We start from the raw sequence: 26,026 nt of genomic DNA on the forward strand, positions 1-26,026 counted from the left end.
CTTCATTTGCGCCACCGGGAACCGAGTCGTTCCAGCAGGGTATACAGGCCCATGGTCAGGGCCATCACTGCGATCACCAGCAGGGCCAGGGCCTGCCCCAGGTGCGGGTCGGAGATGACATTGCCCGACAGCACCGCGCCGATCTGAAGCGGCAGCAGCGGCAGCGCTCCGGAGGTCAGCGCGTAGGCAGTGGCGTAAGCCGAAAAGGCGTTGCCGAACAGCAGCACCGCGCTGGCGAGGAGCGCCGGGGCCAGAATCGGCAGGCCGACAAAGCGCCAGAACTGCCCCGCCGACGCCCCCAGATTCTCGGCCGCCTCGCGCCACTCGCGCCGCAACCCGTCCAGTGCGGGCGCAATCAGAATCACCATCAGCGGAATCTGGAAGTACAGGTACACCAAGATCAACCCGCTGAAGGTAAATAAGCTGAAGCCGGAGCGGTTGAGGTCCAGGCCCACCGCCGCCAGTAAGCGCGTCAGGATGCCGGTGGTGCCCAGTGTGGCGACGAAGGCCAGTGCCAGCGGCACGCCCGCGAAATTCGCCGCCACGCCCGAAAAGGCGATCAGTGGGGCACGCAGCCAGCGTGGGCCGCCCTCGCCCAGCACGGCGTAGGCGGTCAGCCCACCGATCAATGTTCCCAGCAGGGCTGACGCGCCGCTGAGCAGCACGCTGTTTTTCAGGCCCGTCAGATACTGCGGCTGGCCCAGCGCCCGCAGATGCCCAAGCGTCCAGCCGCCCGCCGATCCGTCCACCCCGTCCGAGCGGAAGGCCCCCACCAGCACCGCCAGGGCCGGAACGATCAGAAAGGCCAGCAATACGATCAGCAGTGGGCCGACAAACAGCGCGGTGCTCAGCCAGTGATTCCAGGGGCGAACCGGACGTGGGGACTGGGCCGCGCCGCCCAGTGCCGCCACTGTATCAATGACTGCGGTGGCGGCGGGCTGGGCGCTGAGTGCGCCGTCCAGTTCAGCGCTGAGCATCTTGGTTCGCGGGTCTGGGGAGCGTTCCACTTGTCCTCCTGAAGATGAACGAGGGGCCTTGATCCAAAAGTCCCCGCCAGCCACACGGCGGACGGGGAAAGGAGCCGGGAAAGGTGAAGGGTTACTGCCCGACCTTGGCGGCCCACTGGGCTTTGAGCACGTCCTGCGCCTTGGTCACCTGGGCAGGCGTGGCGAACCTGACTTTCTGGTAGATCGCCGCGTCGGGCAAGCTGGCCAACACGTCCTTGGGAATCACGCCGCGCTTGACCATGTCGTTGAAGCGGATCGGGTGGGCGTAGCCTTTGAGAAACAGCATCTGCCCGGCGTCGGACGTGATGAACTCCTCCCACAGTTTGGCGGCTCCCTGGTTGGGGCCAGTGGCGCTGATGGCGGTGGCGTAGTGGCTGCCGTACACGCCGTCGTTCGGCACGACCACGCTCCAGTCGACCTTCCCGGCGAACTGCTTGCTGTAGCCCAGATTCAGGTAATCCCAGTCGGCCACGATGGGCGTTTGTCCGGTCTGAACGGTGGCGGGCGTGGCCCCCACCGGGATGTAGTTGCCCATTTTCTTGAGTTTGGCAAAAAAGTCGATGCCCGGCTGAATGTTATCCAGTGAGCCGCCGTTGGCCAGCGCCGCCGACCAGACCGCCGAGAAGGCGGCCTGCGCCGAGAGCGGATTGCCGTTGAGCGCCACCTGACCCTTGTATTCCGGCTTGGCGAGGTCGGCCCAGGTCTTGGGCACGTTCTTGATGATGTTCTTGTTGACGCCGAACGAGATCACGCCGAAGTAATTGCCCACCCAGTGGCCGTCTTTGTCCTTGGCGTCGGCAGGGATACTGGCCCAGGTCGACGGCTTATAGGGGGTGAACAGCTTCTCGCCCGTGCCGCTGATGGCGAAGGCTGGACCGACATCCACCACGTCCGGGGCACGTTTCTGGCCCTTCAGCGAGCGGATGGCCTGCAATTCCTCGGCGCTGGAGATGTTGGGAGAAGCGTTGGTGAGATTCAGGCCGTACATCTTCTCGAAGGTGCTGATGATCTCGCCGTAATTGGCCCAGTCTGGCGGCAGGGCGATGGTGTTGAGGCTGCCATCTTTTTTGCCCGCTGTCACCACGCTGGCGGGCAGATTGGGCATCGTCATGGTCTGGGCCAAAGCCGCCAGGGATGTACCTGCGATCATCAGGAGACCCACCCGCACGGACTTGCGCTGCATCAGTGTCTTCTTCATCGTTTCGCTCCTTGCTCGCTGAAGGCTTGGGCTGAATTTCAACTTCATGTCCGCCTCGGAGTGTGAGCGCCCTTTGTGATGCTCATGTCAGGCTCAGCCTCCCCCAGAAAGAGTCGGGATGCAGCGTGAAAGGTGTGGCGCGGCGGGTGAAGCGTGGGTGACGGGCGGCTGACCAAGCACCCTTACCGTCCAGCCATGAACGATCTGAGCAGATTGGGGCTGGCCGTGACTTTGCCGGAACTGAGACAGGCCGCTGGGTGGCTTAAAGACGGAGCGCGAGACGTTGAACTTCAAGACATCTGCGAGGTGCCGGCTCTACTGGATGGCGACTGGCGCGAGGTGGCGCGGCAATCCCGCGAGTTGCTGGAGGGGCACACGGGCCGCATCGGGGTGCATGCGCCGTTCTGGAACCTCTCGCTCGCCAGCCTTGACCCGGAGATTCGCCGGGTGGTGCAGTCCCGTTACCTGCTGGGTCTGGACTACGCCGAGGCGGTGGGCGGCACGCATCTGGTCATTCACAGCCCGTTCTACTTCTTCGGCCACGCCCTGGTGGCGCACCGGGACACGCTGGAGCAGGAAATAGAGCTGACCCACCTTACCCTGCGCCCAGTCTTGGAACGCGCTGAGCAGCTCGGCTGCACGCTGGTCATTGAAAATATCCTGGACACCAACCCTGAGCCGCTGCTGGCGCTGGTGACTTCATTCGACAGCCCATTTGTGCGCCTGAGTATCGACGTGGGTCACGCGCACCTGATGGCCGCGCGCGGCGGGCCTCAGGCGTCCCACTGGCTGCACGCGGCGGACCAGTGGTTGGGTCACGTCCACCTGCAAGACAACGACGCCGCCTCGGACGCGCACCTCGCACCCGGCGAGGGCACGGTTCACTGGCCCAGCATTTTGCGCGCACTGCGGGCGGGTATCACGGACCCGCGCCTGATCGTGGAGGTCAGGCCAAGCGAGCTGGAACGGGCGATGGCCTGGGTGGACGGTGTAAGCACAGGTCTGGACGTCCATTCGGACGAGCTGCGCGTCCACACCACCTGACTTCTGCCGGACTGCCCACGTACATTCCACTGACACTCGGCCCCTACCGCGACGCGACTCAAGCTCCCTCTCAAGTACTGGAGCCGCCGTGATTGAAACCCAACATCTGGAAGCGCACCACCGGGGCAAGCCCGCCCTGCACGATGTGAGGGTGCAGGGCGGCCAGGACCTTACCGCCATCATCGGCCCCAGCGGCGCGGGCAACTCCACCCTGCTGCGGGCCATCGACGGCCTGATTCCGTACAGCGGCGGTCAGATTCTGCTCCAGGGTCAAGCGTCGGGCCGCCCACAATCCAAGCAGCTCCAGCGGCAACAGAAGCACGTCGGTACTGCGTATTCCGGTCGTATGCGGCAGTGATTCCGATCGAATACGGCGGCCCATTCCAGCCCAATGTGGCACCCGGAGATGCTCTGTAATAGCTCCCTCCGGCACACGAGACTCCATCGTCATCCTGAGAGCGCGTTATAAAGGGTCAGGGCCGGTGGCAATTTTTACAGATGAAATGCAAGTCTTACTTATCGGACCTGACCCAAGCTCAGTTTAAGTGGCTGAACCGTTGCTCCCCGCTGCCAAACCAGGAGGTCGACCGCGCACGGTCGACCTCCACGAAATGCTGTGCGCGATCATGTCTGTCTTGCAGGGCGGCACTGCCTGGAGAAACCTACCTCACGACTCTTCAGCCTGGCAGACAGTGGAACGCCCATTAACAACGCCCATTAACATGGTTGACACGCTCCCGTCGGTTGAGTCGGGACGATGAAGGCCGCTGCCACACCTCTGCCGCCTGGTGCTATCTCGCTAACATTCGCCTGATGATTCGTCGCCTCGACCCTTTATAAACGCGCGCTCAGTGTTTCTTCCCCGGTGCCTCAGCACTCAGGATGAACTGTTAGTCCTCGTGGTCATCCTCCTGCTCGACTTCCAGGCGGATGATGTGTTGGACGGCCAGGTGATACACGGTCCCCTTGCGTTCAACGGTCAGCACACCCTGGGCCTTGCCTAAGGCAGCCTTAGCGTCCGCAATCAACTTGTCTGACGGTGACTTGATGACCAAGTCTTCGTGATGGGTCTGCACAATTCTGAGTTTGCTGTTCATGACCTACGTTACACCATGGGGTCGGCATGGGGAGTTGGACTTACCCTGGCGAAGGGCCAAAAATTGGCCAAATTGCATGAGAATTTTCTTAGCCTGTAAAGCCAGGAGGCGCGGAAACGGTTCGTCTACGACGTGAGTAACAAAACACGTGCTCGACGACAAAACTCGGTCTTTCGTCTGATTTGAATAAATTTATCTCTTTGCCAGGCTCAGTCCTGGCTTAAGCGCTGAGCCTGGCAAGTGGGTGGCCCGCATCCCCATCTCTCCAAGTTCCCCCGCCACGCCGAAAAGCGGGCCTTCTTTCCCCTGACAGTCAGCGCCCCAAGCGGCTCTAAGCTCTGGTCCGCTATGCTCTCTTTTCAAGCCTCACTTCACTATTGCGTCGCGCTCACGCTGCTGCTGACCCTGAGCGCCAGCTTGGCCAAGAGTCCCCCCACCTCCTTCGTTACCATCCAGGGTCATCTGGCCAATCCTGAGCAGGTTAGACGCCTGCTGCCCGTCGGCACGCCCGCTGTCTGGCTGACCAATCTCGTGCAGGGGCGACTGGTTGGTAGGGCGGTCCTCAATCAGGACAGTTTTTATCTGCCGGTGCCGCTGAACCTGAGGTTGCCACTTCAGCCTTTTCAGGCCTGCTACGGCGTCAGTGCTGTGCCCGCCAGCCTCCAGACATATCAGGCCGAGACCATGCTGCTCTACAGCTTCAGCGCCGACCGGATCGTGGGACCACTCGTTCAGGCCGACGATCCGCGCACGCCAGTTCGCAGCTCACGCTGGGTTTGCGCTGACCGGGCGGCCACGGTCAGAGGACGCTGCACGGGCCTGAATACCCACTACAACCTGAAATTCCAGCGAGGCTGGAACGCCGTCATGACGGTCAGTCAAACTGGCAACTTCAGCATCACCAACCTCGATCGTCTCCTCCCATACTGGCTACTGGACGACTTCAAACTCAATAAAGCCAGCTCTACGCTCCCTGCGCAACTCTTCAAAGACAACAGGAGTGGTGGTCAGTAACAGCACCCAGGCGCTTTGGTTAGCTCGGCGCTGGGACACTCAATACCCCTATCCTGGCGGAGGGGAGCCTGGCCTGTCACCGTGGAGTCATGCGCTTCCGGCACCACGGCCCCGACCCGGGCCTACGCGAACTGGTGCAAGGCTACTGGGAGTTCGAAGACATGCATCTGGCCGGGCCGCAGCAGACCTACGACATGGCCGAGCGTACCGTCCGCCTGATGTTCCTGGCCGACACCCTCCTGGTCGGGCCGAGCGTCGACACGCTCCGCCCCATCTCACCGGTCGTGCTCACTCCATTTCCCCTTCAGCCCCAGCGCACGGTGGTGCAGGGACAACTGCGCGCCCTGGTGGCCGAACGCTATCCCTGGGGTGCCAGGCAGCTCCTGGGCTGGCAGGCAGCGATGACACCGGACATTCTGGACGCTGCTCTCAGCGCCAGTACCTGGGGCCGTGAGATCGTGGCGCTCGTGCAGCGAGGCGAGTGGCGCACTGCACGCGAGGCGCTCGAAGCGCACCTGTTGCGCCTTGCCGGACTGCACCGCGAACCGGGCACGGGCATGCAGGCGGCCCAGCGGATCTACCAGTCGTTCGGCATGGTGCGGATCGCCGCGCTGGCCGAGGAGCTGAAGCTCAGCACGCGTACCCTAGAGCGCCAGTTCGCACAGCAGGTCGGGGTGAGCGCCAAGACGCTGGCCCGCATGGTCCGCTTCGGCGAGGCAAACACCCGCATCCGCATGAATCCGGCGGTACTGATGGCCGACCTGACCTTTGAGCTGGGCTTTTCCGACCAGGCACACCTGACCAGAGAGTTCAAGGCCCTGTCGAGCGTTCCCCCGGTGTTTTCGCTGCCGTCGCCGCGCGTCGCCAACACGGCGTGGATCTGGATCTGTTGCAGGCGGGTGGCGATTTGTACCTGGAGCTGGAATCGCATCCTGACTTCGGGCCGGGACTGAGACGAGAAGGCGAAGATGAACGCACCAGCTTCGAACCCAATAGCGATCTTGCGTAGGTGGATGCAGCCAAGCCCCGGCAGATCAGGAGCTGATCATTGCTCTCCCAGGCAACCAGATCACGGGTGCAGTTCGTCGAGCAACCCTTCCCCTTCAGGCGTGAGGGTATACAGCTGGACATTCCCATCCAGTTGCCCCTGATGACGCTCCAGAAACCCGTGGTTGGCCAGCATCTTGAGCGCCATCGTGATACTGACCTTGTCGCACAGGCGCATCCCTCGGCGAGTCGCCAGTTCTTCCAGCTCGAACCAGTGGCGCGGTGTTGCTGAGGCCACCGCCAGGAGTCGGTGCGACACTGAGTCAGGCAGAATCCTGCGTCGCCCTTTTACTCGAAGTCCTTGAGGTTCATCTTCCATCCCTTGCCACCCCCTTTCTAGCGAGACTCAAGCTCCTCCCTGAAGCGTTCCCCAGCTGGCGTGATGATATACAGGTGCCCGTCCCGCGCCTTTCCAATTTGTGCGACAAGGCCCTCAGCGAGAAGAGCATGCAGCGCGTTGCGCGAACTCCTGCTGCCGGAGAGGAATAATTGTTGCTTAGACGCCAGGAATTCCAGCCGTCTACCACTGCAGGGGACATCGGACGCGACCACCAGCAGTCTCAAAGCCAACGCCCACACCTCAGGAAAACGGTGGGGGACTTCTGCACCAGACCCTCGACCTTTATCTCCCACACATCCCCAACCCCCGGCAAGCGGTGGGCCATTCGTTGCTCTCCCACATTTCATAGCCGTCCGGGTACTCGACGTCTTTGGTCCGGCGCATCACGTGGGCGAAAAGGCCGCCAGGGTTGCCACTGATGGTGTGTTGCGCCAGGTTCTTCATGTCACACAAGCGCTGAAGCATTGGGTTGATAGTACTGCCTTGTTTCTCTCTTGCCCTGGTGGCCGTCGTCGGGTTGGCTTGGTCCACCGCTACGATGTGGTGTGGCTCCTCCGACAAAAACTCCAGTGGCGACGTCAGCATGCCGATCAAATGATGGGAGACCGTAACCAATGACCCCCCACCAAACGACTCCCCTGTCCATTCCTCAGCCGCAGACCTCTCTGGTGGGCGGCGTGCGCGTCAGCACTGATGCCCAGGCGGGTCGCTACGGCCCAGCCCGGCAGCGCGATGACATCACCCGTGAAGCCGAGCGGGTGGGCCTCAACTTCACGTTCAGCCACCCTAAACGGATATGTGATCTCGGAAACGAGGTGCTGACACTTCATGTCCGGTAAACGCTCAAACGGCGAAGGCTCCATCTACCAGCTCACCGACGGTTCGTGGCGCGGTTCCATCACGGTGCAGCTCGACGGCCTGGGCCGCCCCAAGCGCAAGTCGGTGCGCGGCAAAACCCAGAAGGAAGTCCGCGAGAAACTCAAGCACCTGCTGCGGCTGCGTGACGAGAACGCCCTGATCGACAGCAGCCGCATGACCATCAGCGAGTTCCTCGAAGTCTGGATACGCGACACCAACCCCAACCTGAAGGCCACCACCGCCCACAAGCGCGGTGATGTGATCCGGCTCTACGTCGCGCCGCACCTCGGCAGGCACCAGCTCCAGAAGCTCACTCCGCTGGACATTCAGCACTGGCAGACCAATCTGCTCACCACGCCCCGCAAAGAGGGGGCCATGCCGCTCAATCCCAACACGGTGGCCGGGGCCATGACGCTGCTCAACACCGCCCTCAAGCACGCGCTCCAGCTCGGCCTGATTCACCGCAACCCGGCCGACGCGGTCAAGCGCGTGAAGGTGCCGCGCCGCGACTTTCAGGTGTGGGAACCCAGCGAAGTGCAGCGCCTGATCGTGGCAGTGCAGGACGACCGGCTTTACGGCCTGGTCTACCTCGCCCTGACCACCGGGATGCGGCGCGGCGAGCTGTGTGGCCTGCAGTGGGCAGACATCACCCGTGGCGTGATCACCGTGCGTCACAACTGCGTGCTGGTGGGCAACACCGCCACCATCACCACCCCGAAATCCGAGAAGTCCCGCCGCCGCATTCCGCTGCCCGCCGACACGTTAGAAGCGCTGCGCCTGCACCGCGAACGCCAGCACCGCGAGCGTGACGCAGCAGGGGAGGACTGGCAGGCGACCGACCTGGTGTTCGCCAGCAGCATCGGCACGCTGTACCACCCGCGTAACCTGCTGAGGGACTGGTATGTGCTGCTGGAAATGGCCAAGGTGCGCCGCATCCGCATCCATGATCTGCGCCACACCTACGCCAGTCTCGCTATTTACCAGGGCCTTGATCCCAAGTCGGTGGCGGACCGCCTCGGCCACAGCCGCGCCAGCCTAACTCTGGACTTGTACGCGCACGTCTTCGAGGAGCAGCGCGAACGGGCGGCCCTGACCCTCGGCGAATTGATGAACCGGAGCGAGTCGACGGACGGTCTTCAGCGCTGAATTCTGGCAGCAACGGCGGTAGCAATGCCAGGGTTCCCCAGAATTCCCCAGGAGACTCGAAGTGCTGGAAAGTGACGTCTGGAGCGGGTCTAACAGATTCTAAGAGATTCCAACAGATTCTAAAATAGGGCTTCCAATGAGATTGACACTGTAGGGGTCAGCAGTTCAAATCTGCTCGGGTCTACCAAACAAACGCCTTCCTGGAGGGCGTTTTTTCTGTTGTGGCTCAACAAGACGGTCCTACCGCCTTGATCCCTGCATCGGGGCCGCGTCCTGAGTCGGTTCTTTAGACTAGGCCCGATGAAATGAGCGCCTCGCCTGGGCGGGCGAGTTGCCCTGGATTCAATGGCCGACCATCATTGGTGTGGCTTGCCCGCACTCGCTCCAGGCTTCGTCCTGCCACGCCAGGACCCGCGTTCAAAGCCTTCCGCCCCCAAGCTGCTGTATTTCACGCGGGTCAACCCGCAGGTCTTGTGGTGTGGATTTGTGCGGTGCAGGCGCATGTCATGGCCCAACCGCGCGCGGGGTGAGCAGCAGTCGAGTACCTGAGATCTTGCAGTTTTCGGTCAGATCAGCAAAATACTGTCCAGCACGGTTTTCCAGTGCAGAATTCATAGATGGATTTAGGCAAGCAGCGTGCTGGACAGCTTTTTTCGGCTATCTTGTCAACATTTCAGCGAAAGCAGCACCGCGAGACGTTCGAGGTTGTGATGAACCTGTTTCTGGCTGGTCAAGGCCAACCGCTTCCCCAATTGGCCACTGTCAAATCCCCCTCGGCAGTCAGCCGATTTTTCAATCACGACAGCTGGAATATTCGTGCAGTGATCCGGGCCATGCGCCAGCACGCTCTCGATGAGTTCGAACGCTTTCGACGTGTGCCTTACAGTCACCAGCAGCGTCTAGAACTGATTGTTGACATGACCTCGCTGCATAAGGAGGGAAAATTTGAGCAGCTTGCACCCTGGATCCACCACTTCAACGGGGTAAATGGGGTGCATCTGGTCGTGCTGCATCTCTGTCATGGCTCAAGGCGTTTCCCCTGGTCATTTCTCATCTGGCGCGGCAAAGGACAGCCTTCGCCAGCGGACCTGGCCCTGAAGATGTTGACTCGCCTCCCAGACGAGCTGATAAAGCGGCACTCGTGAGTGCCGCTGGTGCTTGCCGACGCTGGATTTTGTAGCAAAGCATTTCTCGCTGGTGTGGTGCAACTTGGCCTGGAGGTTTCGGTCACGATTCCAAGCAATCGTGTGACAGCACAAGGACGTCCCATTGGACAGGTCACACGGCAGAGGCAGGCCATGATGCTGCCAGGACTTCCAGACCTTCAACTCTGGCTGTACTGGATCTGGCTGTCGAGTTCGGGTGACGGAACACGCAAGAAACGATACGTAGTATCAACCCTGAACGTCGTTCCAGACACGATCCGGGCCAACGGTCGAAAACGCTGGCGGATCGAAGCACTGTTCAAGACGTTGAAGAGTAGGTTCGGTCTCCACCGCTCTGGGCAATACACCAAACGGGGCATGCTTCGGTACTGCTGCCTGTGTTTTCTGAGTGATGTCCTCTGTCACCTGGAGATCTTGGAGGATGCACCAGCATCCTCCAAGATCTGGCCAGACTGGCGAGCGGTCGCACAACGGCTCAGACAAAAATACTGCGGCCTGGTGCGGCTTTCTGAACTCAGGAGAGAAATTCAAACGATAGAGGCCGTGCTCGACAGTGTTTTGCTGATCTGACCGAAAACTGCAAGATCTCAGGTACTTTCCCTCAACGTGCCGTCCCACAGCGGCTTCAGACAATGCCCCTGTCAGACCTGAACAAGGGTCAGTGTGGCAGGCTGTGACCCATGACCAGTGCGCCGCTTCCGCCCGATGAATACGCCCGGCTCCTGGATCTGGCCCGCTACCAGATCCTCGACACGCCCCCGGAAGAGGCGTTCGACCGCATCACCCGGCTGGCGGCCCGCCTGCTCAACGCCCCGGTGGCCTTCATCAACTTCGTGGACCAGTACCGCCAGTGGAGCAAGGCCACCAGCGGTCCGGGTGATACCACCGCGCCGCGCCGGGACTCCGTGTGCGCCTGGACCATTCTGGAAGCGGAGCCGATGGTGATCGAGAACGCCCACATTGATCCGCGCTTCACCCACAACCCGATGGTCACGGGTGAGCCGCACATCCACATGTATGCGGGCGCGCCCCTGACCACCCCGGCGGGCCACCGCATCGGGACGCTGTGTGTCACCGACGACCAGCCCCACTCGCTGACCCCTGAGGACCTTCAGGCCCTGCAAGACCTGGCCGCGCTGGTGGTGGGTGAACTGGAGCTGCGGGCACGCAACCTGGAGTTGAGCCGCGAGCTGAATGCCCAGCAGCGCCGCAACGCCGACCTTAAGCGTGGTCTGGACCACGCCCAGGTGCTGGAGGGCGTTGCCGGACTGATGGACCTGGACCTGACCCCGGAGACCATGACCCTGAACGCCTCGGCCCTGCTGGCCGGGGCCCTGAGTGCCGACTACATCGGGCTGCTGATCTTTGAGGAGGAAGGCCTGCGGGTGGAGGCCGCGCACCTCAACCCCCGGCTCCCCCAGGCGATCACCGATCTTCCCACCCAACGGCCTGACTGGCCCAACTCGGTCACCTGGTCTCTGAAAACACTCAGCCAACCCCTTTACCTGAATGACTACCCAGGCCATCCAGGGGCCTTGACAACTGGCGTAGACAGTGGGGTTCAGCAGATCGCCTGGTTGCCGCTCGGCACGCGCAGCGGGGTGACCTCACTCTTGATGTCAGTGCGGCTGCGCGACAATCCGGTGGCCCACTGGCGGGGCAGTGACCGCGCACTGCTGGAAGCGGTAGGCCGCAGTATCCGCAGTACCCTGGACCGCCGGCTGGAGATGGACCTGTCCTACCAGGAAGCGCGCCATGACACGCTGACCGGGCTGCTCAACCGCCGGGCACAGGAGGAAGACCTGACGCGGCGACAGCAGGGCAGCACGCCCTTCCTGCTGGCCGGACTGGACCTGGACGGACTCAAAGCGCTCAACGACCACGAGGGCCACGCCCAGGGCGACAAGCTCCTTCAGGTCTTCGCCCGCACCCTGAGTGTGGCCCTGGGCAACGCGGGCGAGGTGTACCGGCTGGGCGGCGACGAGTTCGTGGTGCTGAGTAGTACAGATGAAGACACGGTGCATGAGGCGGTGGACACGGCGGTGATGGCCGCGCGTCAGGTCGGCGCGTTGCGCGGGGCCAGCGTGGGGATCGCCCACAGCAGCGAGGGGAGGGGCGTGGAGTTGCTGGCCCTGGCAGATGAGCGCATGTACGCGGTCAAGCGGCGGCGACAGGCCATGCGGCAGCAGGTAGCGCTGGAGCAGCGCTGAGCCGAAGGACAGGACTATTTCTGGAGGCTGCCTGACCTGATGTCAGACGGGTTCCGTTTGTTTCGTATCCAAACTGGAAAAGCGGGTAGGTGTCCTCATGGGTGTCTGTATCAACTCGCCTGGGTGCCAAGTAGGGCCAGCCAACGTGCGGTCTCCTTGCCGAGCGGCCACCGCCGCCGATTGACACCTGGCTTTCTGTGGATCACACGTGCTGTCAGCGCATGCAGGATCGGTCAAGTGCAGTCCGCGGTCAGGTCAATGTGAGGCTTGGGCCTATTTACCTTCAATTTTGGGGAGGGTGAAGCCGAAGGTGGCCCCCACACCGGGCTGCCCTTCTGCGATGACGGTGCCGCCATGCCGGGTCACGATGCGCCGGACATTGGCCAGCCCCACCCCCGCTCCCTCGAAGTCGGCCTGACTGTGCAGGTGCTGGAACATCGTGAACAGCTTGCCCTGATACTGCGGCTCGAACCCCACCCCGTTGTCGCGCACCAGCATCGTCCAGCTCTGCGGCTGTTCCTCAGTCCAGACCTCGATGAGTGCCGCCTGGCGGGTGCGGGTGGACTTCACGGCATTGCTCAGCAGGGCCATCACCACCCGCCGCAGCAGATCAGCGTCTCCCATCACCGTCGGCATCTCGGCGATCTGCCAGGTGATCTGCCGGTCCGTGGCCACCACGCCCAGCTCCTTACGAAGCGTGTCCACCAGCCGACCCAGATCGACCTCGCCCACCTTCAGCGGCTGCCGGGAGGTCCGCGAGAGGTCGAGAATGCCGTCGATCAGCCCGTTCAGCGTGACCGCCGCGTCCTCGATGATCTTGAAGTACCGCTCGGTCTTCTCTTCGAGTGGTACTGGCAGCGAACGGCGCAGCAGGCCGCCGAAGCTGAGGATGTGCCGCACCGGGGTCCGCAGGTCGTGCGAGACCGAATAGGTGAAGGCTTCGAGTTCCTCGTTCGACGCCTGGAGCAAGTCGCGCTGCGCCCTGAGACGCCGGGCCGACTCAGTCCGCTCCAGGGCCAGCTTGAGGCCGCGACCCACTGAACAGAACACCGCTTTCTGATGGGTCGTCCAGTGTGGGCTGTCCTTGAGTCCCAGCGCGAAGATCGCCCGGACGCTGCCGTCCACGTGCAGCGGGTAGGTGCCCACACTCTGATACGCCTCGGTCTGAGCGAACTGTTCGCGCTCTGGGTCCCAGGCATCGACGAACACCGGCTCGCCCGTCCGTATCGGCTCGGCAAACACCGGCGTGTCCAGCGGCATCCCGGCTTTGATCGAGGCCAGCAGCACCGGGGTGTTCTCCAGGTCGCGGCTGTAGACCTTGAGCTTCCAGAGGCCATCCTCCAGTACGTAGTAGCCATTGGTGCAGCCGGGGAAGAGCACACTCAGCACTTCCTCGGCGCGCGCCGCCAGAGCCAGCACATCCGTCTCGCCGTCGGCCAGCTCGGTGAAGCGCACGAAGGTTTCGAGTTCGGCAGTGCGGTCCTGAATCTGGCGCTCCAGGTTGCCCGAGAGCCGCGCCCGGTCGAGCGCCAGCGCGCACTGCCCGGCCAGCGTGAGCAGGAAGTGTGCCTCGTCGGGGGTGAAGTCGTGCGGCTCACGGAAATCCAGCACGATCACGCCCAATGGTCGGCCATTCTCGACCATCGGCAGGACCACGCTGGCCACCGCCGCCACGCCGCCGGTATGACGCTCGAGTTCCGGGTAGGCCCTGAGCAGATCGCCGCTGTCGTTGAAGAAGAGTGGGGTGTTGGCGCGCAGGGCGTCCGGACCCGGCCGCGAGTCACTCAGCGTGCCGTCCTGCCAGACGCTGACCGGGTCGTGACCCCGCCGGGCCGCGACGTGCAGCCGGTCACCCTGCACCAGCAAGACCGTCCCAGCGACGCCATGAAGAGCTTCCAGGGCGTCATTCAGGATGATGCCGAAGACTTCCTCCTGCTGGCGCACGGCGGCCAGCGCCTGCGTCACATCTTGCAGGTGGGTGATCAGCTGGGCCGCCTGGGTTGCAGCTGGGCGAGAGGGTTCTGGCTTGTTGGGTTCGGTCATGGCTGATCGGCAGTCTAGGCGCTTCGCGGCGCAGCTCGCCGGAGCTGGGTGCACGTCTAGGTTGCGGACGCAGCGCGGCAGCGTCTAAGGTATCTGTGGAGGGTTAGGTTCACAGCGCTGAAGACCATAGCTGACGTCAAGTCGTGCCCTTGCCGCTCAATGCGCCGCCGCTTTCGCTGGGCGCAGATGCAATCCCGCCACGATGATGCCGCCCAGCACCACGCCCACGGCAGCAGACCCCAGGGTTTCCACCAACCATTCGGCGACGGCCTCCGCGAAGGGAACAGCGTGGCCCGCCGCCAGCGCCAGATCGTGCAGGGTGTGAGCTGGCCAGCCCAGCCCGAACTTGTTCAGACCGTCGATGATGATGTGACCGCCGACCCACAGCATCGCCGCCGTGCCGATCACTGAGAGGGCCGACATGACCACCGGCATGCCTTTGACCAGGCTGCGTCCGACGGCCTGCGCCGCCCGCGAGCCGCTGTGGGTCAGTTTCAGGCCGAAGTCGTCGGTCTTGACGATGAGTCCGACCACGCCGTACACCAGCGCCGTGATCATCAGGGCCACCAGCACCAGGATCAGCGCGCGGGAAAAGAACGCCTGGTCTGCGACCTCGGCCAGCGAGATCGCCATGATCTCTGCCGACAGAATGAAGTCGGTCCGGATCGCGCCCGAGACCATCTGCTGCTCGTGGGCAGCGCTGCTCAGCTTGATCACGGCTTCTTCCTCCGCATCATGGTGGCCCCAGATGGCCTCGTACAGCTTCTCGGCCCCCTCGAAACACAGGTACGCTCCGCCCACCATCAGCAGGGGATTAAGCGCCCACGGTAGAAACTGGCTGAGCAGCAGCGCGGCAGGCAGGATAAACACGATCTTGTTTTTCAGCGATCCCTTGGCGATGCGCCAGATGATCGACAACTCGCGCTCCGGCGTGAAGCCCGTGACGTAGCGGGGCGTGACGGCGGTATCGTCAATCACCACGCCGACGGCTTTGACCCCCGCCTTGCTGGCCGCCGCGCCGATGTCGTCGATCGAGGCGGCAGCCAGCTTGGCCAGTGCAGCCACGTCATCGAGCAGCGCGACGAGGCCACCACTCATGGGAGCCGCAGTTCAAGCAGTGCGGAAAGGGAGCCGGACAGAGGCTGAAGCATCATCAGACTTCCCAGCTTAGCAAGGGTGGATTTAACCCACTGCATCCCTGTGTGAGATCCCTCGCTTTGGGTGACAATCCCGGTTGAGATTGAGAGCTGCTCTGAAGGACAACGAGCACGCCAGGGCCCGCCTATTCCTAGCTGCTCTGTCAGCACATCGGCTCACCGTTCAAGCCCGCCGCTTTCCGGGGGACTGGCGCGGCTGATGCCCGCTGCCGAACTCGGCTGTTCTTGTTGTGCCTGGATCTCGCTCCACTCCTCGGGCGTCGGGTGACGCGGCACGCTGCCGTCAGCCTGGGGTTGAAAGAGTGTTGTATGGCCGCGAACCTAGACTTGCGGCATGACTGCCGAACCGCCGACGACGCGGGGCAGACTGACGCTGCGGCGGACCTACTGGTTGACCCTGCTGCTGATCGGCCTGCTCTGCGTCGCCTCCAACGTGCTGCTGTCCATTCAGGTGCAGGCCACCGCGTCAACCACCGCGCTGATCAACACCTATGCTCCGCATAGCCTGAGTGATCTTCAGGCGGCGCTGACGACGTTTGAAGATCAGCACGCCCGGCTGGCCGACCCAGCGCCGGGCCTGTCCGCCTCAGGGTTCTCGCCCGACATCCAGCGGTCGTACTTCACGCAGACCAACACACTGCTCGCTCAACTGCCGCTCCAGCAGCCGGACGTGACCCTGTTGCCCGCCCCGGCGCGGGAGCCACTCCTCAAGTTGCTGGACCTGGCAATCTCGCTCGATGAGCACCGCAGCGATAGGGTGATTGCCCGCGTGCAGGGGATGTCATGGCTGCGGGTCGGGGCAGTGCTCGCCCTGCTGCTGGGCCTGGGTCTCTACGTCTTCCAGCCGCTGGAGCGGCGCAACCGCGAACTGCTCACCCGGCTGAGTGCTGAACACGACGTGGCCACGCAGCAGGCCAGCTACGCCCAGGCCCTCTTGCGGGTCTCGGCCTTGAGTGACAGCGATCTGCCCCTGGAGCAGGTGGCCCACGAACTCATGGCCATCGTGGCGCGAACCCTGGGGCTGGATTGGGCCGCACTGGGTCTCATGACCGAGCAGGGCAGCCAGATCGCCGGGGTTTACGCCCACCCCCAGCTGCCCGCCGCCACGCTGGCGCTGCTGAGCCAACCGGCACGCCAGGGTAAAGGACTGACCTGGGACATCATCCAGGGCGGCAAAGCGGTCTATGTGGATGACTACACCCAGCTGGGGCAGGCCCAGTCAGCACTGGTGGCCGCCGGACTGCGGAGCCTGGCCTGGGTGCCGCTGAACACCTTCGGTCAGACCCAGTACGTCCTCTCCGGCGCACGGTTCAGCGGTCAGCCCTGGCAGGTCGCCGACCGGGACTTGCTGGAAGCGGCGGCCCGCACAGTCACGGCAGCCATCGACAGGCGGCTGTACCTCCACGAGCTGCGAGCGGAGGCACTCACCGATGTCCTGACCGGGCTGGGCAACCGGCGGGCCTTCGAGCGGGATCTGCGGCTCGCCCAGGTTCGCGCCAGCCGTCACGCCCAGAATCTGGCGGTGATGATGCTCGATCTCGACGGGCTGAAGGGCGTCAATGACCAGCAGGGCCACGAGCGCGGCGACACCCTGCTGCGCGGCTTTGGTCACGCCCTGGCGGGTCTCTTTCGCCAGAGCGACCGGGTGTACCGTCTGGGCGGAGACGAGTTCGCCGTCTTGCTGCCGGTCACCGCACCTGAACACTCTTCAGAGCTGCTGGAGCGGGTCTTCCGGGTCGTGCAGCCGCTGCACATGCAGGGGTTCCCCGGTGTGGGGGTCAGCGCAGGGGTGGCGCTCTATCCACGAGACGGCCTGGACGCTGCGGCGCTGATGCGGCTTGCCGACGAGCGCATGTATGAGTGCAAGCGGCGACACAAGGCCGCTCGGACGTTCCCGCAGTGAACGTCTTGTCGGCAACTCCAGGCGCTGCACCGGGTTGCTGGGCATCAGCTCTTCAGCGTCCGAAGGTCCGCTGGGTGCAGCCGTAGTACGTCAGTGTTGCCTTGCTGCGGCGGTTGGCCCGCAGACGCCAGAGGAACTGCTGCCAGAGTTTATCGATGGTCATGAGCCCCTCGTCTGATGGTGTTTTCAGCAGTGCTGGAGAGCGTAAGATCACTGCTGCTTTCCCCAAACCCTGTATCCGGTCCAAAACGAAAAAACCCCGTACTAGACGAGGTTTCTTGATCTGGCTCGGCAGGTAGGGGTCGAACCTACGACCATTCGATTAACAGTCGAACGCTCTGCCACTGAGCTACTGCCGAACACGCTGGGGCAACATCGCAGCGCTTGCCAACTTCAGCGAGAGGCAGGATAGCAGTCTGCTGCCCAAGGTGCAAGCCCCCGCGCCCGCGCTGCGGCGCTAAGCTGGGGCCATGACTGCTGCCACCGCTGACCTCTGCGACGCCTTTTCAGATGTGCAGGTTTCCTTGCCCGTGTGGCGCGACTACGGCGGGCTGATCCGCTTTGCCGGGCAGGCCGTGACCCTCAAAGTGGACGGTGACAACGGCCTGGTGCGTGCTGAGCTGGAAACGCCGGGCGCGGGCCGGGTGCTGGTGGTGGACGCGGGCGGTTCGTTGCAGTGCGCTCTGGTGGGCGGCCAACTGGCCAGCTTGGGTGTGCAGAATGGCTGGGCCGGGATCGTGCTTCACGGCTGTGTGCGCGACACGGCCGAACTCGGCGGTCAGCGGCTGGGCGTCAAGGCGCTCGCCAGCCACCCGCGCCGCAGTGCCAAAAGCGGTGGGGGAGAGCGCGAGGTGCCAATCCGTTTCGCGGATTTGACGATCAACCCAGGTAACTGGATCTACGCTGACGAGGACGGACTGATCATCTCGGAGGGGGAATTGAGGTTGCCGGAAAGCTGAGTGGTGTCAACCCTGCGCCCGGTAGAGTTTGGCAGGCCGCCTAGAGATGGGCCAGTTCAGCCTGGCCGCTACGAACCAGAAACTCGAGGTAGCGTCAGGCAGCGTCGCAGCTCAGGTCCCCCTGTGCCCCCAACGTCCTCGGCACTGAGGGTCTTGGGCCGCGCTGCAGCAAGCGCCGGTGAGCCGCCAAACGGTTTGATGAGGTAACGAGCACCCCGGAGGCCGGGGTGGCGCGCACGGCGACCTCGCTGCCCGCTGCCGTACCATCACCACATTCACCCCCTTGATCTTGCTAGAGGCTGGTGGACAGCCTATCCAAGGATGGGCCTGAGTTTAGTCAGTAACAGAACGCAGGCGGCGACGAAGTGGAAGCCGATCAAGGTCGAGGACAGCCGTTCCAGATCACGCCCCAATCGACGAAAGCGCGACAACCACGCCAGCGAACGTTCCACCACCCATCGTTTCGGCAGCAAGACAAATCCCCGTGAAGCGTCCGGACGCTTCACGACGATCAACTCAATATTGCTTTTGCGCGCCGCATTCTGCGCTTGTTCTCCGGTGTAGCCCTGATCGGCAAATACGACCTCCAGCATCCCACCTGTGAGCTCCTGGGCGCTGTGACACAGCGCCTCTACCTGCGCGCGATCCTGTTCGTTGGCCGGCGACGTGGTCAAGGTCAACAGGTGACCCAGCGTATCCACCGCCAGATGGACCTTGGTACCCTTGCGCTTCTTCGCTCCATCGAACCCGGCACGGTGACCACTTTCCGGGGTGCTTTGCAACGTGCGGCTGTCGATGATGATCGCCGTCGGCTCGCCGGCACGTTGCTGTTGAACGCGACTGAGCATCCGTCAGTCGTGTACGGCGTTCTCAAAGCACCCCGCTTCGAACCACCGCTTCGCCTGACTGCGGACCACTTCTGCTGGTGGAAGATCGTGCGGCAGAAATGCCCATTGCGCCCCCGTTCGACTCATCCACAACAACGCATTCAAGACCTCTCGCAGCGGAAATTTCCGCTGCGGGGCATCCTCAGGGGTTAAGGCCAGGTACGGCAATAAAAAGTGGTACGTCTCGTCATCTACATCACTTGGGTACGCACGGCGATCCATCCGTCCAGTTTGCCAGCGACAAAATCATCCCGTCAAACTTCGATTCCCTCTCAACCAGCCTCTAGGGTTTTGTGGAGGAGGAGTTCAGTCTGATCGACAATGGAAACTGACATGACAGCCAGCAAACACGAGCACACTGCCGAGTTCAAAGAGGAAGCCGTCCGCCTAGTGATCACTAGCCAGAAGAGCTGCGCGGAGATTGCCCGGAACCTGGGGATTCCTCCTTATCTGGTGGTTCGCTGGAAGCAGCAACATGAGCAGAAGGGGGCGGCGGGCCGCCCCCAGTTCACTGGACGGGGGGTCGCAGCGCTCAGTGAGCAGGAAGCACGGTTCAAGAAGCTTGAGCGAGAACTCGAAATTACCCGTCAGGAACGCGATATCCTAGATAGGGTTTCATAGGGCTGCTGTCAAGTCCCGCATTGGCGTTGGGCCAGCACCGACGCGGGGAAGAAGAAACCCGTCATCGTACGGCTGTCCGGATCGTATGACCGCCAATCCGATACACAGCAGTTTGCGCCCCAGGGCGATCAAAGCCACTTTGGCGGGCTTCCCCGAATCCCTCATCCCGCGGTAATACGTCCGTAAGCGGCTATGCGATTTTGATGCGCCCAGGGCGGAAAGATATGCAATCCGCCGCAGTCTGGCATTCCCTGTTTTGGAAATCCTACCTCGACCCTGACGTGCGCCCGACTGCTGCGGCGCTGGAGCCATTCCTGCTGCCGCTGAAATTTCCTTCCCGGTCGTCAACCGGGCAAAGCCCTCTGTTTCCGCGATGACCGTGATGGCCGAGATCAACGCGAATCCAGGAACACTCCGCAGCAACTTCAGTTGCTGCGTCAGATGAACATCCTGCTGGACAAGCGCTTTCAAGGCTGCTTCAATTTCATTGACCTGGCGCTGGAGCAGTTCCAGGCGCCCCTGAGACAGAGAAAGAGCCACTGGCGAGGCGTGCTCCGCATCTCTCAAAGCGATCAGGTGGTTGTTCTCCTGAGTCCGTCGGGCCAGCACCGTCTCCCGTTCTCGCGTCAATTGTTTGAGCTCGATCATGACCTGAGCCGGGGGCGTCCAAGTTGTTGGCCGCATCACGAGGCCGTACCGCGCGATGATTTCAGCATCCATGGCGTCGGTCTTGCCACGGCGCAAGACCGACCGGGCAAAATATTTGATCTGAGCAGGGTTGACCACGCTCACCTGGAAACCGACACGGTGAAAATGATGCGCTGAACGCTCCCAGTACACGTTGGTCGCTTCCATGACCACCTGTACTCTGTCTCCTTTGGCTTGCTTCTCCACCCAAGTCGCCAGCTGCGCCAATCCGGCAGCTGTATTGGCGACTGGACCTCGACGGCCGAGGATAGCGGGTGGTGACGTTGATCCATTCTGCAGACAGGCAAACAGCTCACGTTTTCCAACATCAATTCCGAGAACCAACATGACGTACCTCCTGGGCGATATCGTCAGGCGCAGCTTTCTCAGCACTCTTCTTGTGGTCCAGGCCTGGTGCCTCGGATAGGGTTCAGTGTCAAGAGAAAGGCCCCAGGTCGGCCAGATCTAGGATTCGGTCTTGGGTGGACCTGAAAAAAGCACTGGCTTGGTGACCTGGGTTGGACCTGACGCTCCGTATTGTGCCGGAGCTGGCCCAATACACAAAAAAAGCACTGGCCTTCTTCGCCAAAGAAAACTGATCTATCAGTTCATTGAGCACCATCGTCATGAATACCCGATTGAACTGATGTGCAGGACGCTCAATGTCGGGGTCAGTGGCTATTTTGCGTGGTGGAGAAGGCCAGAGAACCGCTACGTCCAAGCGGACGCAGCGCTCACGACGTCGATCCAAAAGATTCATCAGGAGAGCCGGGGCACCTATGGTGCCCCCCGCGTCCAGGCGGTTCTGGCAGACGAGGGGCAGCAGGTGAGTCGGGCGCGGATCACCCGGTTAATGAAGGCAGCTGGGCTCAAGGTGCGCTGCAAGCGGAAGTTTCGCACCACCACCAATTCTAAACACCGGCATCCAGTGGCCGAAAACCTGCTCAACCGCGAGTTCACTGCGGACCGGCCCAACCAGAAATGGGTGACGGACATCACGTATTTGCCCACCCACGAAGGCTGGATGTACTTGGCAGTGGTCATGGACCTCTTCTCCAGGAAGATTGTCGGGTGGGCGATGCGCAAGACGCTCCATACCGAGCTGGTCGTGGCTGCCCTGACGATGGCCCAGCAAAACCGTCGTCCTGGACAGGGAATTCTTCACCACTCGGATCAGCGGGCAGGCCCCATACGGGTGCCGCTCTGCCCAAGAAGGGGGTTCAATACGCCAGTAGCGAGTATCGACAGGCCTTGGAGCGCCTGGAGGCGCTCCAGAGCATGAGTAGAAAGGGGGAATGCTGGGACAACGCTGCGATGGAGAGCTTTTTTGCCACCCTCAAGATGGAACTCAATCTCCACAAGGCACAGGGGAACCGTACTGACATGCGTAATTTGGTTTTCGAGTGGATTGAGGTCTTCTACAACCGTGAACGACGCCATTCCAGCCTGGGGTACCGCTCACCCACTCGATTCGAAGAACACCAGGCCAGACCGAACTGATCCTCCACAGGGGTCTTGCAATATCAGTTTGTGCCCACTGAGGCTACGCAGATGCCGCCGTTCAATCCGCGTGTGGCGGTACTGGGTCTGGGCTGCGCCCTGATTCTGTGGCTGAGTGTGTCGCCGCTCGTGCTCAGTATCTCCAGACAACTGGCAGGCAAACAAACGTAACCGGTACATTCCACTCACCCGGCCCAGGGGTCCAGGGGAACTGTTGTTTCACTGGTTCCCCTGTCTTTTGGACATTTGGACGACCCTCAAGAGCGGCCATCGTTTCAGTAGCAATTGCGCGCTCGAACGCCAATGATTCAGGCGGTCCGGAGGGCCCGCAACTGCTCGTAAAGCTGGCGCTCCTGCTCGCTGAGCTTGCCGGGCAGTACCAGATTGAGCCGCACATACAGGTCGCCCGCGCCGGATCTGCCGGGCCAGCCCTGTCCCTTGAGGCGCATGCGCCGCCCGCCGCTGGTGCCTGCCGGGATGTTGAGGCTCATGTCGCCCTGCATGGTCGGTACCCGCACGCTGCCGCCGAGCGCCGCCGTGTCCACCGGCACGTCCACGCTGGTGGTCAGGTCGTTGCCGCTGAGATCAAACCGGCCGTCCTCCAGCACCCGGATGGTCAGCAGCACGTCGCCGCCGCCCGGCCCCTGACCGGCCAGCCGCAGCCGAGCGCCGTCGCGGGTCCCTGCCGGAATACGGACGGTGAGGCGCTTGCCTTCCACCTGAATGTTCTCTTCCGAGCCGCTGAAGGCTTCCTGCAAGGTGACCTGCAACTCACCTTCCACGTTCTGCACGAAGCGGCGTCCGCCGCCCATACCCGACATCAGGTCGTCGAGATTGACCTGAGCGCCCCCGCCCCGGAAACCGCCGCCGCGCCCCTGCTGCCCAAACAGGCCCTGAAAGAAGTCGCTGAACTGCGAGGCGTCCACCCCGCCGAAATCTGCACCGGGAAAACCCCCGCCTGCTCCGCCCGCACCGCTCCAGGCTCCCGGCGGTACCTGCCCGGCATGGCCGTACTGATCATAGAGCTTGCGTTTCTCGGTATCGGAGAGAACCGCGTAGGCCTCGCCGATCTCCTTGAAGCGGTTGACGGCCTTCTCGTCGCCCGCGTTCTTGTCGGGGTGGTACTTCTTGGCGAGCTTGCGGTAAGCGCTCTTGATGTCGCCCTCGGAAGCGCTGCGCGTGACGCCGAGCACGTCGTAATAGTCTTTGTAGGCCATAAACCTCCTTCTGGAAAAGTGGACAGCAGTGGACGGTGGGCAGATCAGCTTGACCGATCCGGCTTACCGACCACCGCGCGCCGCTCAGCCTTTCTGTGTGACAACCACCCGCGCCGGGCGCACCAGCTTGTCACCCATCTTGAAGCCGAGTTCGTAGACCTGGGCGATGGTGTTGTCGTCTGTGCCGGGCACCACCTGCAAGGCCTCGTGCCACTGCGGATCGAAGTGCTCGCCCGCCTTACCAGTGGCTTCCAGGCCCAGGCTCGAGAAGACCCGCAGCACGCTGGCCTGCACCGCCTGCATGCCGGGAATCAGCTTGGCCGGGTCTTCCGCGCCCATCGTCACGGCCCGGTCCAGCGCGTCGTAGATCGGCATCATGGCTTCAGCGGCTTTGGCCTTGCCGCTGCCCTCGGCGGCGCTCACGTCGTCCTGGGTGCGGCGGCGGTAGCTCTCGAAGTCGGCGGCCAGGCGGCCCAGCCGTCCCTTGAGGTCGGCGTTCTCCTTTTCCAGTTCGTCGGCCCGTTCCATCTTGGCCATCATTTCCTGCACCTGGGCGAACATGCCCTCATCCATACCGTCCATGCCGGGAAAACCGCCGTCCTCACCGTCCTCGCCGCTCAGGTCTGCGTCCTCTTCCAGCAGTTCGGCTTCAATGACCTCGCCTTTGGGGTCCTTCTCCACCGTTTGCGGATGCTCGGCCTGCGGATGCTCAGTGCGGGCAGGTTCAAACTTCAAGTTGTCGGAATTGGAATTATCGTTGGTCATGGGGTCTTCTCCTCATCGTTGCTGCGCTCTGGCCTGGATAGGTGCAATCTGGGCAGGCAGGTAGGCAAAGCGGGACGAGTGTTGAGGGGACACTTTGCCCCACTCATCACCCATCCCGCTTGAAAATCGCTTATTCGGTGGGCTTGAAGTCCGCGTCGATCACGTCGTCGTCTTTGTTCGTGTTGACGCCTGCTCCGCCCTGTGGTCCGTCCTGGCCGTCATTCTTGGGCTGGGCCTGGGCGGCGGTCATGAAGCTGCGGAGTTCTTCCTCCAGCGCCTTCTGGGCCTCGCCGATCTTGCTGTCGTCGTCCTGGCGGATGGCGTCCTCGGCGGCGTCGGCAGCGGCCTTGAGCTTGTCCTTGGCCGCCTGGTCCGCGCCCGCGTTTTCCTCGAGCTGCTGGGTCGCCTGTACCCGCAGCGAGTCCAGTGCGTTGCGCTTCTCGACCTTCTCGCGGCGCTCCTTGTCGGCGCTGGCGTTCTGCTCGGCCTCGCGCACCATCCGGTCCACGTCGCCCTTGTCGAGCGTGGTGGTGTTCTCAATGCGGATGCTCGATTCCTTGCCGCTGGTCTTTTCCTTGGCAGTCACGTGCAGAATGCCGTTGGCGTCGATATCAAAGGTGACTTCGATCTGCGCCTGCCCGGCCCGCATCGGCGGAATGCCTTCGAGCTTGAATCGTCCGAGCGACTTGTTGTCGGCGGCCATCGGGCGCTCACCCTGAAGCACGTTGATCTCCACGCCCGGCTGGTTGTTCTCGGCGGTGGTATAAATTTCGGTCTTCTTGGCCGGAACGGTGGTGTTGCGGGTGATCATCGGCGCGATCATGCCGCCCTTGACCTCCACGCCCATGGTCAGCGGGGTCACGTCCACCAGCACGATGTCGCCCAGGCTGCTGTCACCCTGGATGATGCCTGCCTGCACCGCTGCGCCGAGTGCCACGGCCTCGTCGGGGTTGACCGATTCGTTGGGTTCCTTGCCGGTCAGCTCCTTGACGATGCGCTTGACCGCCGGGATGCGGGTGCTGCCGCCGACCAGAATCACCTCATCGATCTTGGAGGCGTCCATCTTGGCGTCGGCCAGCGCCTGCTCTACCGGCTTGCGCACGCGCTTGAGCAGGTCAGCGTTGAGTTCTTCGAACTTGGCGCGGGTGAGGGTGCGCTCCAGGTGCAGCGGGGTGCGGGTTTCCGGGTCGAAGGTGATGAACGGCAGGCTGATGCTGGTGTCGGTGGCGTTGCTCAGCTCGATCTTGGCCTTTTCAGACGCTTCGATCAGGCGCTGGAGGGCCTGGGGGTCTTTGCGGAGGTCGAAGTTGTGCTCTTTCTTGAACTCCTCGGCCAGCCAGTTGACGATGTGCTGGTCGAAATCGTCGCCGCCCAGGTGGGTGTCGCCGGAGGTGGACTTGACCTCGAAGACGCCGTCGCCGAGTTCCAGGATGGTCACGTCGAAAGTGCCGCCGCCCAGGTCGAACACCAGCACCGTCTCGTTGCCCTTGCGCTCCAGCCCGTAGGCGAGCGCGGCAGCGGTGGGTTCGTTGATGACGCGCAGCACGTTGAGGCCCGCGATCTCGCCTGCCTGGCGGGTGGCCTCGCGCTGGGAGTTGTCAAAATACGCGGGCACGGTGATGACGACGTCCTTGATCTTCTCGCCGAGCTTGGCTGAAGCGTCGCTGACCAGCTTGCGAAGCACTTCGGCGCTGACCTGCTCAGGGGCCAGGTCCTTGCCGTTGACTTCAAGGCGGACGCTGTCGCCGGGGCCTTCCTTGACCTTGAAGGGGCTGCGGCCCGCTTCCTCGCTCACCTCGTCCCAGCGGCGGCCGATAAAGCGCTTGACGGCGAACAGGGTGGCCTGCGGGTTGAGTGCGGCCTGGCGGCGTGCGATCTGGCCGACCAGCCGCTCGTCACCCTTATATGCGACGACCGACGGCGTGGTGCGTGCGCCCTCGGCGTTGACGATGACTTCGGGGCGTCCGCCTTCCATTACGGCGATGACGCTGTTGGTGGTTCCTAAATCGATTCCGACTGCTTTGGGCATGTGTTGACCTCGCTATGGGGAATTCTGTTCGCTTTCTTGAGAACAGTTCTGAACGCTTCCTATCATAAGCCCACAGTTGAAAGCAGTCAAGAGACTTGAGCGCTATAGACTCAAGTTTGGGTGGAGCCTCA

General features: G+C 62.7%; 26 protein-coding genes, 1 tRNA gene and 1 pseudogene. 16 read left to right on the plus strand and 12 right to left on the minus strand.

Annotated features, from left to right (window positions below):
• Positions 1–2 precede the first annotated feature (2 nt).
• Positions 3–1,007, minus strand: coding sequence for an ABC transporter permease (locus N0D28_RS03890; protein ID WP_260561076.1), 1,005 nt, complete (start codon positions 1,005–1,007; stop codon positions 3–5).
• 91 nt (positions 1,008–1,098) lie between these two features.
• Positions 1,099–2,205 carry an ABC transporter substrate-binding protein gene (locus N0D28_RS03895; protein ID WP_260561077.1) on the minus strand — a complete coding sequence of 369 codons (1,107 nt, stop codon included), beginning with the start codon at positions 2,203–2,205 and terminating at the stop codon, positions 1,099–1,101.
• Positions 2,206–2,400: 195 nt separating this feature from the next.
• Here N0D28_RS03895 and N0D28_RS03900 point away from each other — a divergent pair, with 195 nt between their 5' ends.
• The 3 genes from N0D28_RS03900 (at position 2,401) to N0D28_RS15640 (ending at position 4,010) form a co-directional block, all read left to right on the plus strand.
• The gene (locus N0D28_RS03900; protein WP_260561078.1) at positions 2,401–3,249 is read left to right on the plus strand and encodes a sugar phosphate isomerase/epimerase family protein; all 849 of its coding nucleotides are present in this window, start codon (positions 2,401–2,403) and stop codon (positions 3,247–3,249) included.
• 88 nt (positions 3,250–3,337) lie between these two features.
• Entirely contained in the window at positions 3,338–3,607 is a 270-nt protein-coding gene (locus N0D28_RS03905; protein WP_260561079.1) for an ABC transporter ATP-binding protein, read from the plus strand.
• 187 nt (positions 3,608–3,794) lie between these two features.
• Positions 3,795–4,010, plus strand: a complete 216-nt coding sequence (locus N0D28_RS15640) for a transposase (RefSeq protein ID WP_376777654.1) — start codon at positions 3,795–3,797, stop codon at positions 4,008–4,010.
• Between the two features lie 129 nt (positions 4,011–4,139).
• Here N0D28_RS15640 and N0D28_RS03910 read toward each other — a convergent pair whose 3' ends face one another.
• Positions 4,140–4,346, minus strand: a complete 207-nt coding sequence (locus N0D28_RS03910; RefSeq protein ID WP_260561080.1) for a hypothetical protein — start codon at positions 4,344–4,346, stop codon at positions 4,140–4,142.
• A 348-nt stretch (positions 4,347–4,694) separates the two neighbouring features.
• On the opposite strand from N0D28_RS03910, the gene N0D28_RS03915 reads away from it, so the two are divergent.
• On the plus strand, positions 4,695–5,360 hold the full coding sequence (locus N0D28_RS03915; protein ID WP_260561081.1) for a hypothetical protein: 666 nt from the start codon (positions 4,695–4,697) through the stop codon (positions 5,358–5,360).
• Between the two features lie 89 nt (positions 5,361–5,449).
• Positions 5,450–6,313, plus strand: a complete 864-nt coding sequence (locus N0D28_RS03920) for a helix-turn-helix domain-containing protein (RefSeq protein ID WP_260561082.1) — start codon at positions 5,450–5,452, stop codon at positions 6,311–6,313.
• Between the two features lie 116 nt (positions 6,314–6,429).
• Here N0D28_RS03920 and N0D28_RS03925 read toward each other — a convergent pair whose 3' ends face one another.
• Complete coding sequence (locus N0D28_RS03925) at positions 6,430–6,666, minus strand: winged helix DNA-binding protein (RefSeq protein WP_260561083.1); 237 nt, start codon at positions 6,664–6,666, stop codon at positions 6,430–6,432.
• Positions 6,667–7,361: 695 nt separating this feature from the next.
• On the opposite strand from N0D28_RS03925, the gene N0D28_RS03930 reads away from it, so the two are divergent.
• The 5 genes from N0D28_RS03930 to N0D28_RS03950 all read left to right on the plus strand — a co-directional run bounded on the left by N0D28_RS03930 (position 7,362) and on the right by N0D28_RS03950 (position 12,127).
• Positions 7,362–7,586: a recombinase family protein gene (locus N0D28_RS03930; protein WP_260561084.1), complete on the plus strand. Its 225-nt coding sequence runs from the start codon at positions 7,362–7,364 to the stop codon at positions 7,584–7,586.
• Positions 7,576–8,751: a tyrosine-type recombinase/integrase gene (locus N0D28_RS03935; RefSeq protein WP_260561085.1), complete on the plus strand. Its 1,176-nt coding sequence runs from the start codon at positions 7,576–7,578 to the stop codon at positions 8,749–8,751. The genes N0D28_RS03930 and N0D28_RS03935 overlap by 11 nt, the downstream gene beginning before the upstream one ends.
• 617 nt (positions 8,752–9,368) lie before the next feature.
• Complete coding sequence (locus tag N0D28_RS03940; protein ID WP_260561086.1) at positions 9,369–9,896, plus strand: hypothetical protein; 528 nt, start codon at positions 9,369–9,371, stop codon at positions 9,894–9,896.
• 9 nt (positions 9,897–9,905) lie between these two features.
• A complete protein-coding gene (locus tag N0D28_RS03945; RefSeq protein ID WP_260561087.1) occupies positions 9,906–10,487 on the plus strand; it encodes a transposase in 582 nt (193 codons plus the stop codon).
• Positions 10,488–10,597: 110 nt separating this feature from the next.
• Entirely contained in the window at positions 10,598–12,127 is a 1,530-nt protein-coding gene (locus N0D28_RS03950) for a sensor domain-containing diguanylate cyclase (RefSeq protein WP_260561088.1), read from the plus strand.
• A gap of 273 nt (positions 12,128–12,400) precedes the next feature.
• Here N0D28_RS03950 and N0D28_RS03955 read toward each other — a convergent pair whose 3' ends face one another.
• Positions 12,401–14,170, minus strand: coding sequence for an ATP-binding protein (locus N0D28_RS03955; protein WP_260561089.1), 1,770 nt, complete (start codon positions 14,168–14,170; stop codon positions 12,401–12,403).
• Between the two features lie 156 nt (positions 14,171–14,326).
• Entirely contained in the window at positions 14,327–15,268 is a 942-nt protein-coding gene (locus N0D28_RS03960; RefSeq protein ID WP_260561090.1) for a DUF808 domain-containing protein, read from the minus strand.
• A 393-nt stretch (positions 15,269–15,661) separates the two neighbouring features.
• Here N0D28_RS03960 and N0D28_RS03965 point away from each other — a divergent pair, with 393 nt between their 5' ends.
• Complete coding sequence (locus N0D28_RS03965) at positions 15,662–17,230, plus strand: GGDEF domain-containing protein (RefSeq protein WP_260561091.1); 1,569 nt, start codon at positions 15,662–15,664, stop codon at positions 17,228–17,230.
• 284 nt (positions 17,231–17,514) lie between these two features.
• Here N0D28_RS03965 and N0D28_RS03970 read toward each other — a convergent pair.
• Positions 17,515–17,589: transfer RNA gene (locus N0D28_RS03970), tRNA-Asn, on the minus strand.
• A 111-nt stretch (positions 17,590–17,700) separates the two neighbouring features.
• Here N0D28_RS03970 and rraA point away from each other — a divergent pair.
• The gene (gene rraA / locus N0D28_RS03975; protein WP_260561092.1) at positions 17,701–18,189 is read left to right on the plus strand and encodes a ribonuclease E activity regulator RraA; all 489 of its coding nucleotides are present in this window, start codon (positions 17,701–17,703) and stop codon (positions 18,187–18,189) included.
• A gap of 311 nt (positions 18,190–18,500) precedes the next feature.
• On the opposite strand, the pseudogene N0D28_RS03980 reads toward rraA, so the two are convergent.
• A pseudogene (locus N0D28_RS03980) lies at positions 18,501–19,298 on the minus strand (IS5 family transposase).
• 99 nt (positions 19,299–19,397) lie between these two features.
• Here N0D28_RS03980 and N0D28_RS03985 point away from each other — a divergent pair.
• Entirely contained in the window at positions 19,398–19,697 is a 300-nt protein-coding gene (locus N0D28_RS03985; RefSeq protein WP_260561093.1) for a transposase, read from the plus strand.
• On the opposite strand, the gene N0D28_RS03990 is transcribed toward N0D28_RS03985, so the two are convergent.
• Positions 19,692–20,732 carry an IS110 family RNA-guided transposase gene (locus N0D28_RS03990; protein WP_260560220.1) on the minus strand — a complete coding sequence of 347 codons (1,041 nt, stop codon included), beginning with the start codon at positions 20,730–20,732 and terminating at the stop codon, positions 19,692–19,694. The genes N0D28_RS03985 and N0D28_RS03990 overlap by 6 nt on opposite strands.
• Positions 20,733–20,862: 130 nt before the next feature.
• Between N0D28_RS03990 and N0D28_RS03995 the strand changes: the two genes are divergently transcribed.
• The 3 genes from N0D28_RS03995 to N0D28_RS04000 are packed head-to-tail and all read left to right on the plus strand — an operon-like array spanning position 20,863 to position 22,055.
• Positions 20,863–21,666, plus strand: coding sequence for an IS3 family transposase (locus N0D28_RS03995; protein ID WP_260561094.1), 804 nt, complete (start codon positions 20,863–20,865; stop codon positions 21,664–21,666).
• A 32-nt stretch (positions 21,667–21,698) separates the two neighbouring features.
• A complete protein-coding gene (locus N0D28_RS15645) occupies positions 21,699–21,884 on the plus strand; it encodes an integrase core domain-containing protein (RefSeq protein ID WP_376777665.1) in 186 nt (61 codons plus the stop codon).
• A gap of 30 nt (positions 21,885–21,914) precedes the next feature.
• Complete coding sequence (locus N0D28_RS04000) at positions 21,915–22,055, plus strand: hypothetical protein (RefSeq protein ID WP_260561095.1); 141 nt, start codon at positions 21,915–21,917, stop codon at positions 22,053–22,055.
• A gap of 137 nt (positions 22,056–22,192) precedes the next feature.
• Here N0D28_RS04000 and N0D28_RS04005 read toward each other — a convergent pair whose 3' ends face one another.
• The 3 genes from N0D28_RS04005 to dnaK form a co-directional block, all read right to left on the minus strand.
• Positions 22,193–23,101, minus strand: a complete 909-nt coding sequence (locus tag N0D28_RS04005; protein ID WP_260561096.1) for a DnaJ C-terminal domain-containing protein — start codon at positions 23,099–23,101, stop codon at positions 22,193–22,195.
• A gap of 84 nt (positions 23,102–23,185) precedes the next feature.
• Positions 23,186–23,866, minus strand: a complete 681-nt coding sequence (locus tag N0D28_RS04010; protein WP_260561097.1) for a nucleotide exchange factor GrpE — start codon at positions 23,864–23,866, stop codon at positions 23,186–23,188.
• Positions 23,867–23,996: 130 nt separating this feature from the next.
• The gene (gene dnaK, locus N0D28_RS04015) at positions 23,997–25,895 is read right to left on the minus strand and encodes a molecular chaperone DnaK (protein ID WP_260561098.1); all 1,899 of its coding nucleotides are present in this window, start codon (positions 25,893–25,895) and stop codon (positions 23,997–23,999) included.
• Positions 25,896–26,026 lie beyond the last annotated feature (131 nt).

Source organism: Deinococcus rubellus, from assembly GCF_025244745.1.
Taxonomy (GTDB): Bacteria; Deinococcota; Deinococci; order Deinococcales; family Deinococcaceae; genus Deinococcus; species Deinococcus rubellus.

Bases quoted from the DNA above. Each gene is read 5' to 3' on its own strand.
- N0D28_RS03895 (WP_260561077.1), bottom strand. From the start codon at position 2,205: ATGAAGAAGACACTGATGCAGCGCAAGTCCGTGCGGGTGGGTCTCCTG.
- N0D28_RS03900 (WP_260561078.1), top strand. From the start codon at position 2,401: ATGAACGATCTGAGCAGATTGGGGCTGGCCGTGACTTTGCCGGAACTG.
- N0D28_RS03910 (WP_260561080.1), bottom strand. From the start codon at position 4,346: ATGAACAGCAAACTCAGAATTGTGCAGACCCATCACGAAGACTTGGTC.
- N0D28_RS03915 (WP_260561081.1), top strand. From the start codon at position 4,695: ATGCTCTCTTTTCAAGCCTCACTTCACTATTGCGTCGCGCTCACGCTG.
- N0D28_RS03920 (WP_260561082.1), top strand. From the start codon at position 5,450: ATGCGCTTCCGGCACCACGGCCCCGACCCGGGCCTACGCGAACTGGTG.
- N0D28_RS03930 (WP_260561084.1), top strand. From the start codon at position 7,362: ATGACCCCCCACCAAACGACTCCCCTGTCCATTCCTCAGCCGCAGACC.
- N0D28_RS03935 (WP_260561085.1), top strand. From the start codon at position 7,576: ATGTCCGGTAAACGCTCAAACGGCGAAGGCTCCATCTACCAGCTCACC.
- N0D28_RS03940 (WP_260561086.1), top strand. From the start codon at position 9,369: ATGGATTTAGGCAAGCAGCGTGCTGGACAGCTTTTTTCGGCTATCTTG.
- N0D28_RS03950 (WP_260561088.1), top strand. From the start codon at position 10,598: ATGACCAGTGCGCCGCTTCCGCCCGATGAATACGCCCGGCTCCTGGAT.
- N0D28_RS03955 (WP_260561089.1), bottom strand. From the start codon at position 14,170: ATGACCGAACCCAACAAGCCAGAACCCTCTCGCCCAGCTGCAACCCAG.
- N0D28_RS03960 (WP_260561090.1), bottom strand. From the start codon at position 15,268: ATGAGTGGTGGCCTCGTCGCGCTGCTCGATGACGTGGCTGCACTGGCC.
- N0D28_RS03965 (WP_260561091.1), top strand. From the start codon at position 15,662: ATGACTGCCGAACCGCCGACGACGCGGGGCAGACTGACGCTGCGGCGG.
- rraA (WP_260561092.1), top strand. From the start codon at position 17,701: ATGACTGCTGCCACCGCTGACCTCTGCGACGCCTTTTCAGATGTGCAG.
- N0D28_RS03985 (WP_260561093.1), top strand. From the start codon at position 19,398: ATGGAAACTGACATGACAGCCAGCAAACACGAGCACACTGCCGAGTTC.
- N0D28_RS03990 (WP_260560220.1), bottom strand. From the start codon at position 20,732: ATGTTGGTTCTCGGAATTGATGTTGGAAAACGTGAGCTGTTTGCCTGT.
- N0D28_RS15645 (WP_376777665.1), top strand. From the start codon at position 21,699: ATGGAGAGCTTTTTTGCCACCCTCAAGATGGAACTCAATCTCCACAAG.
- N0D28_RS04005 (WP_260561096.1), bottom strand. From the start codon at position 23,101: ATGGCCTACAAAGACTATTACGACGTGCTCGGCGTCACGCGCAGCGCT.
- N0D28_RS04010 (WP_260561097.1), bottom strand. From the start codon at position 23,866: ATGACCAACGATAATTCCAATTCCGACAACTTGAAGTTTGAACCTGCC.
- dnaK (WP_260561098.1), bottom strand. From the start codon at position 25,895: ATGCCCAAAGCAGTCGGAATCGATTTAGGAACCACCAACAGCGTCATC.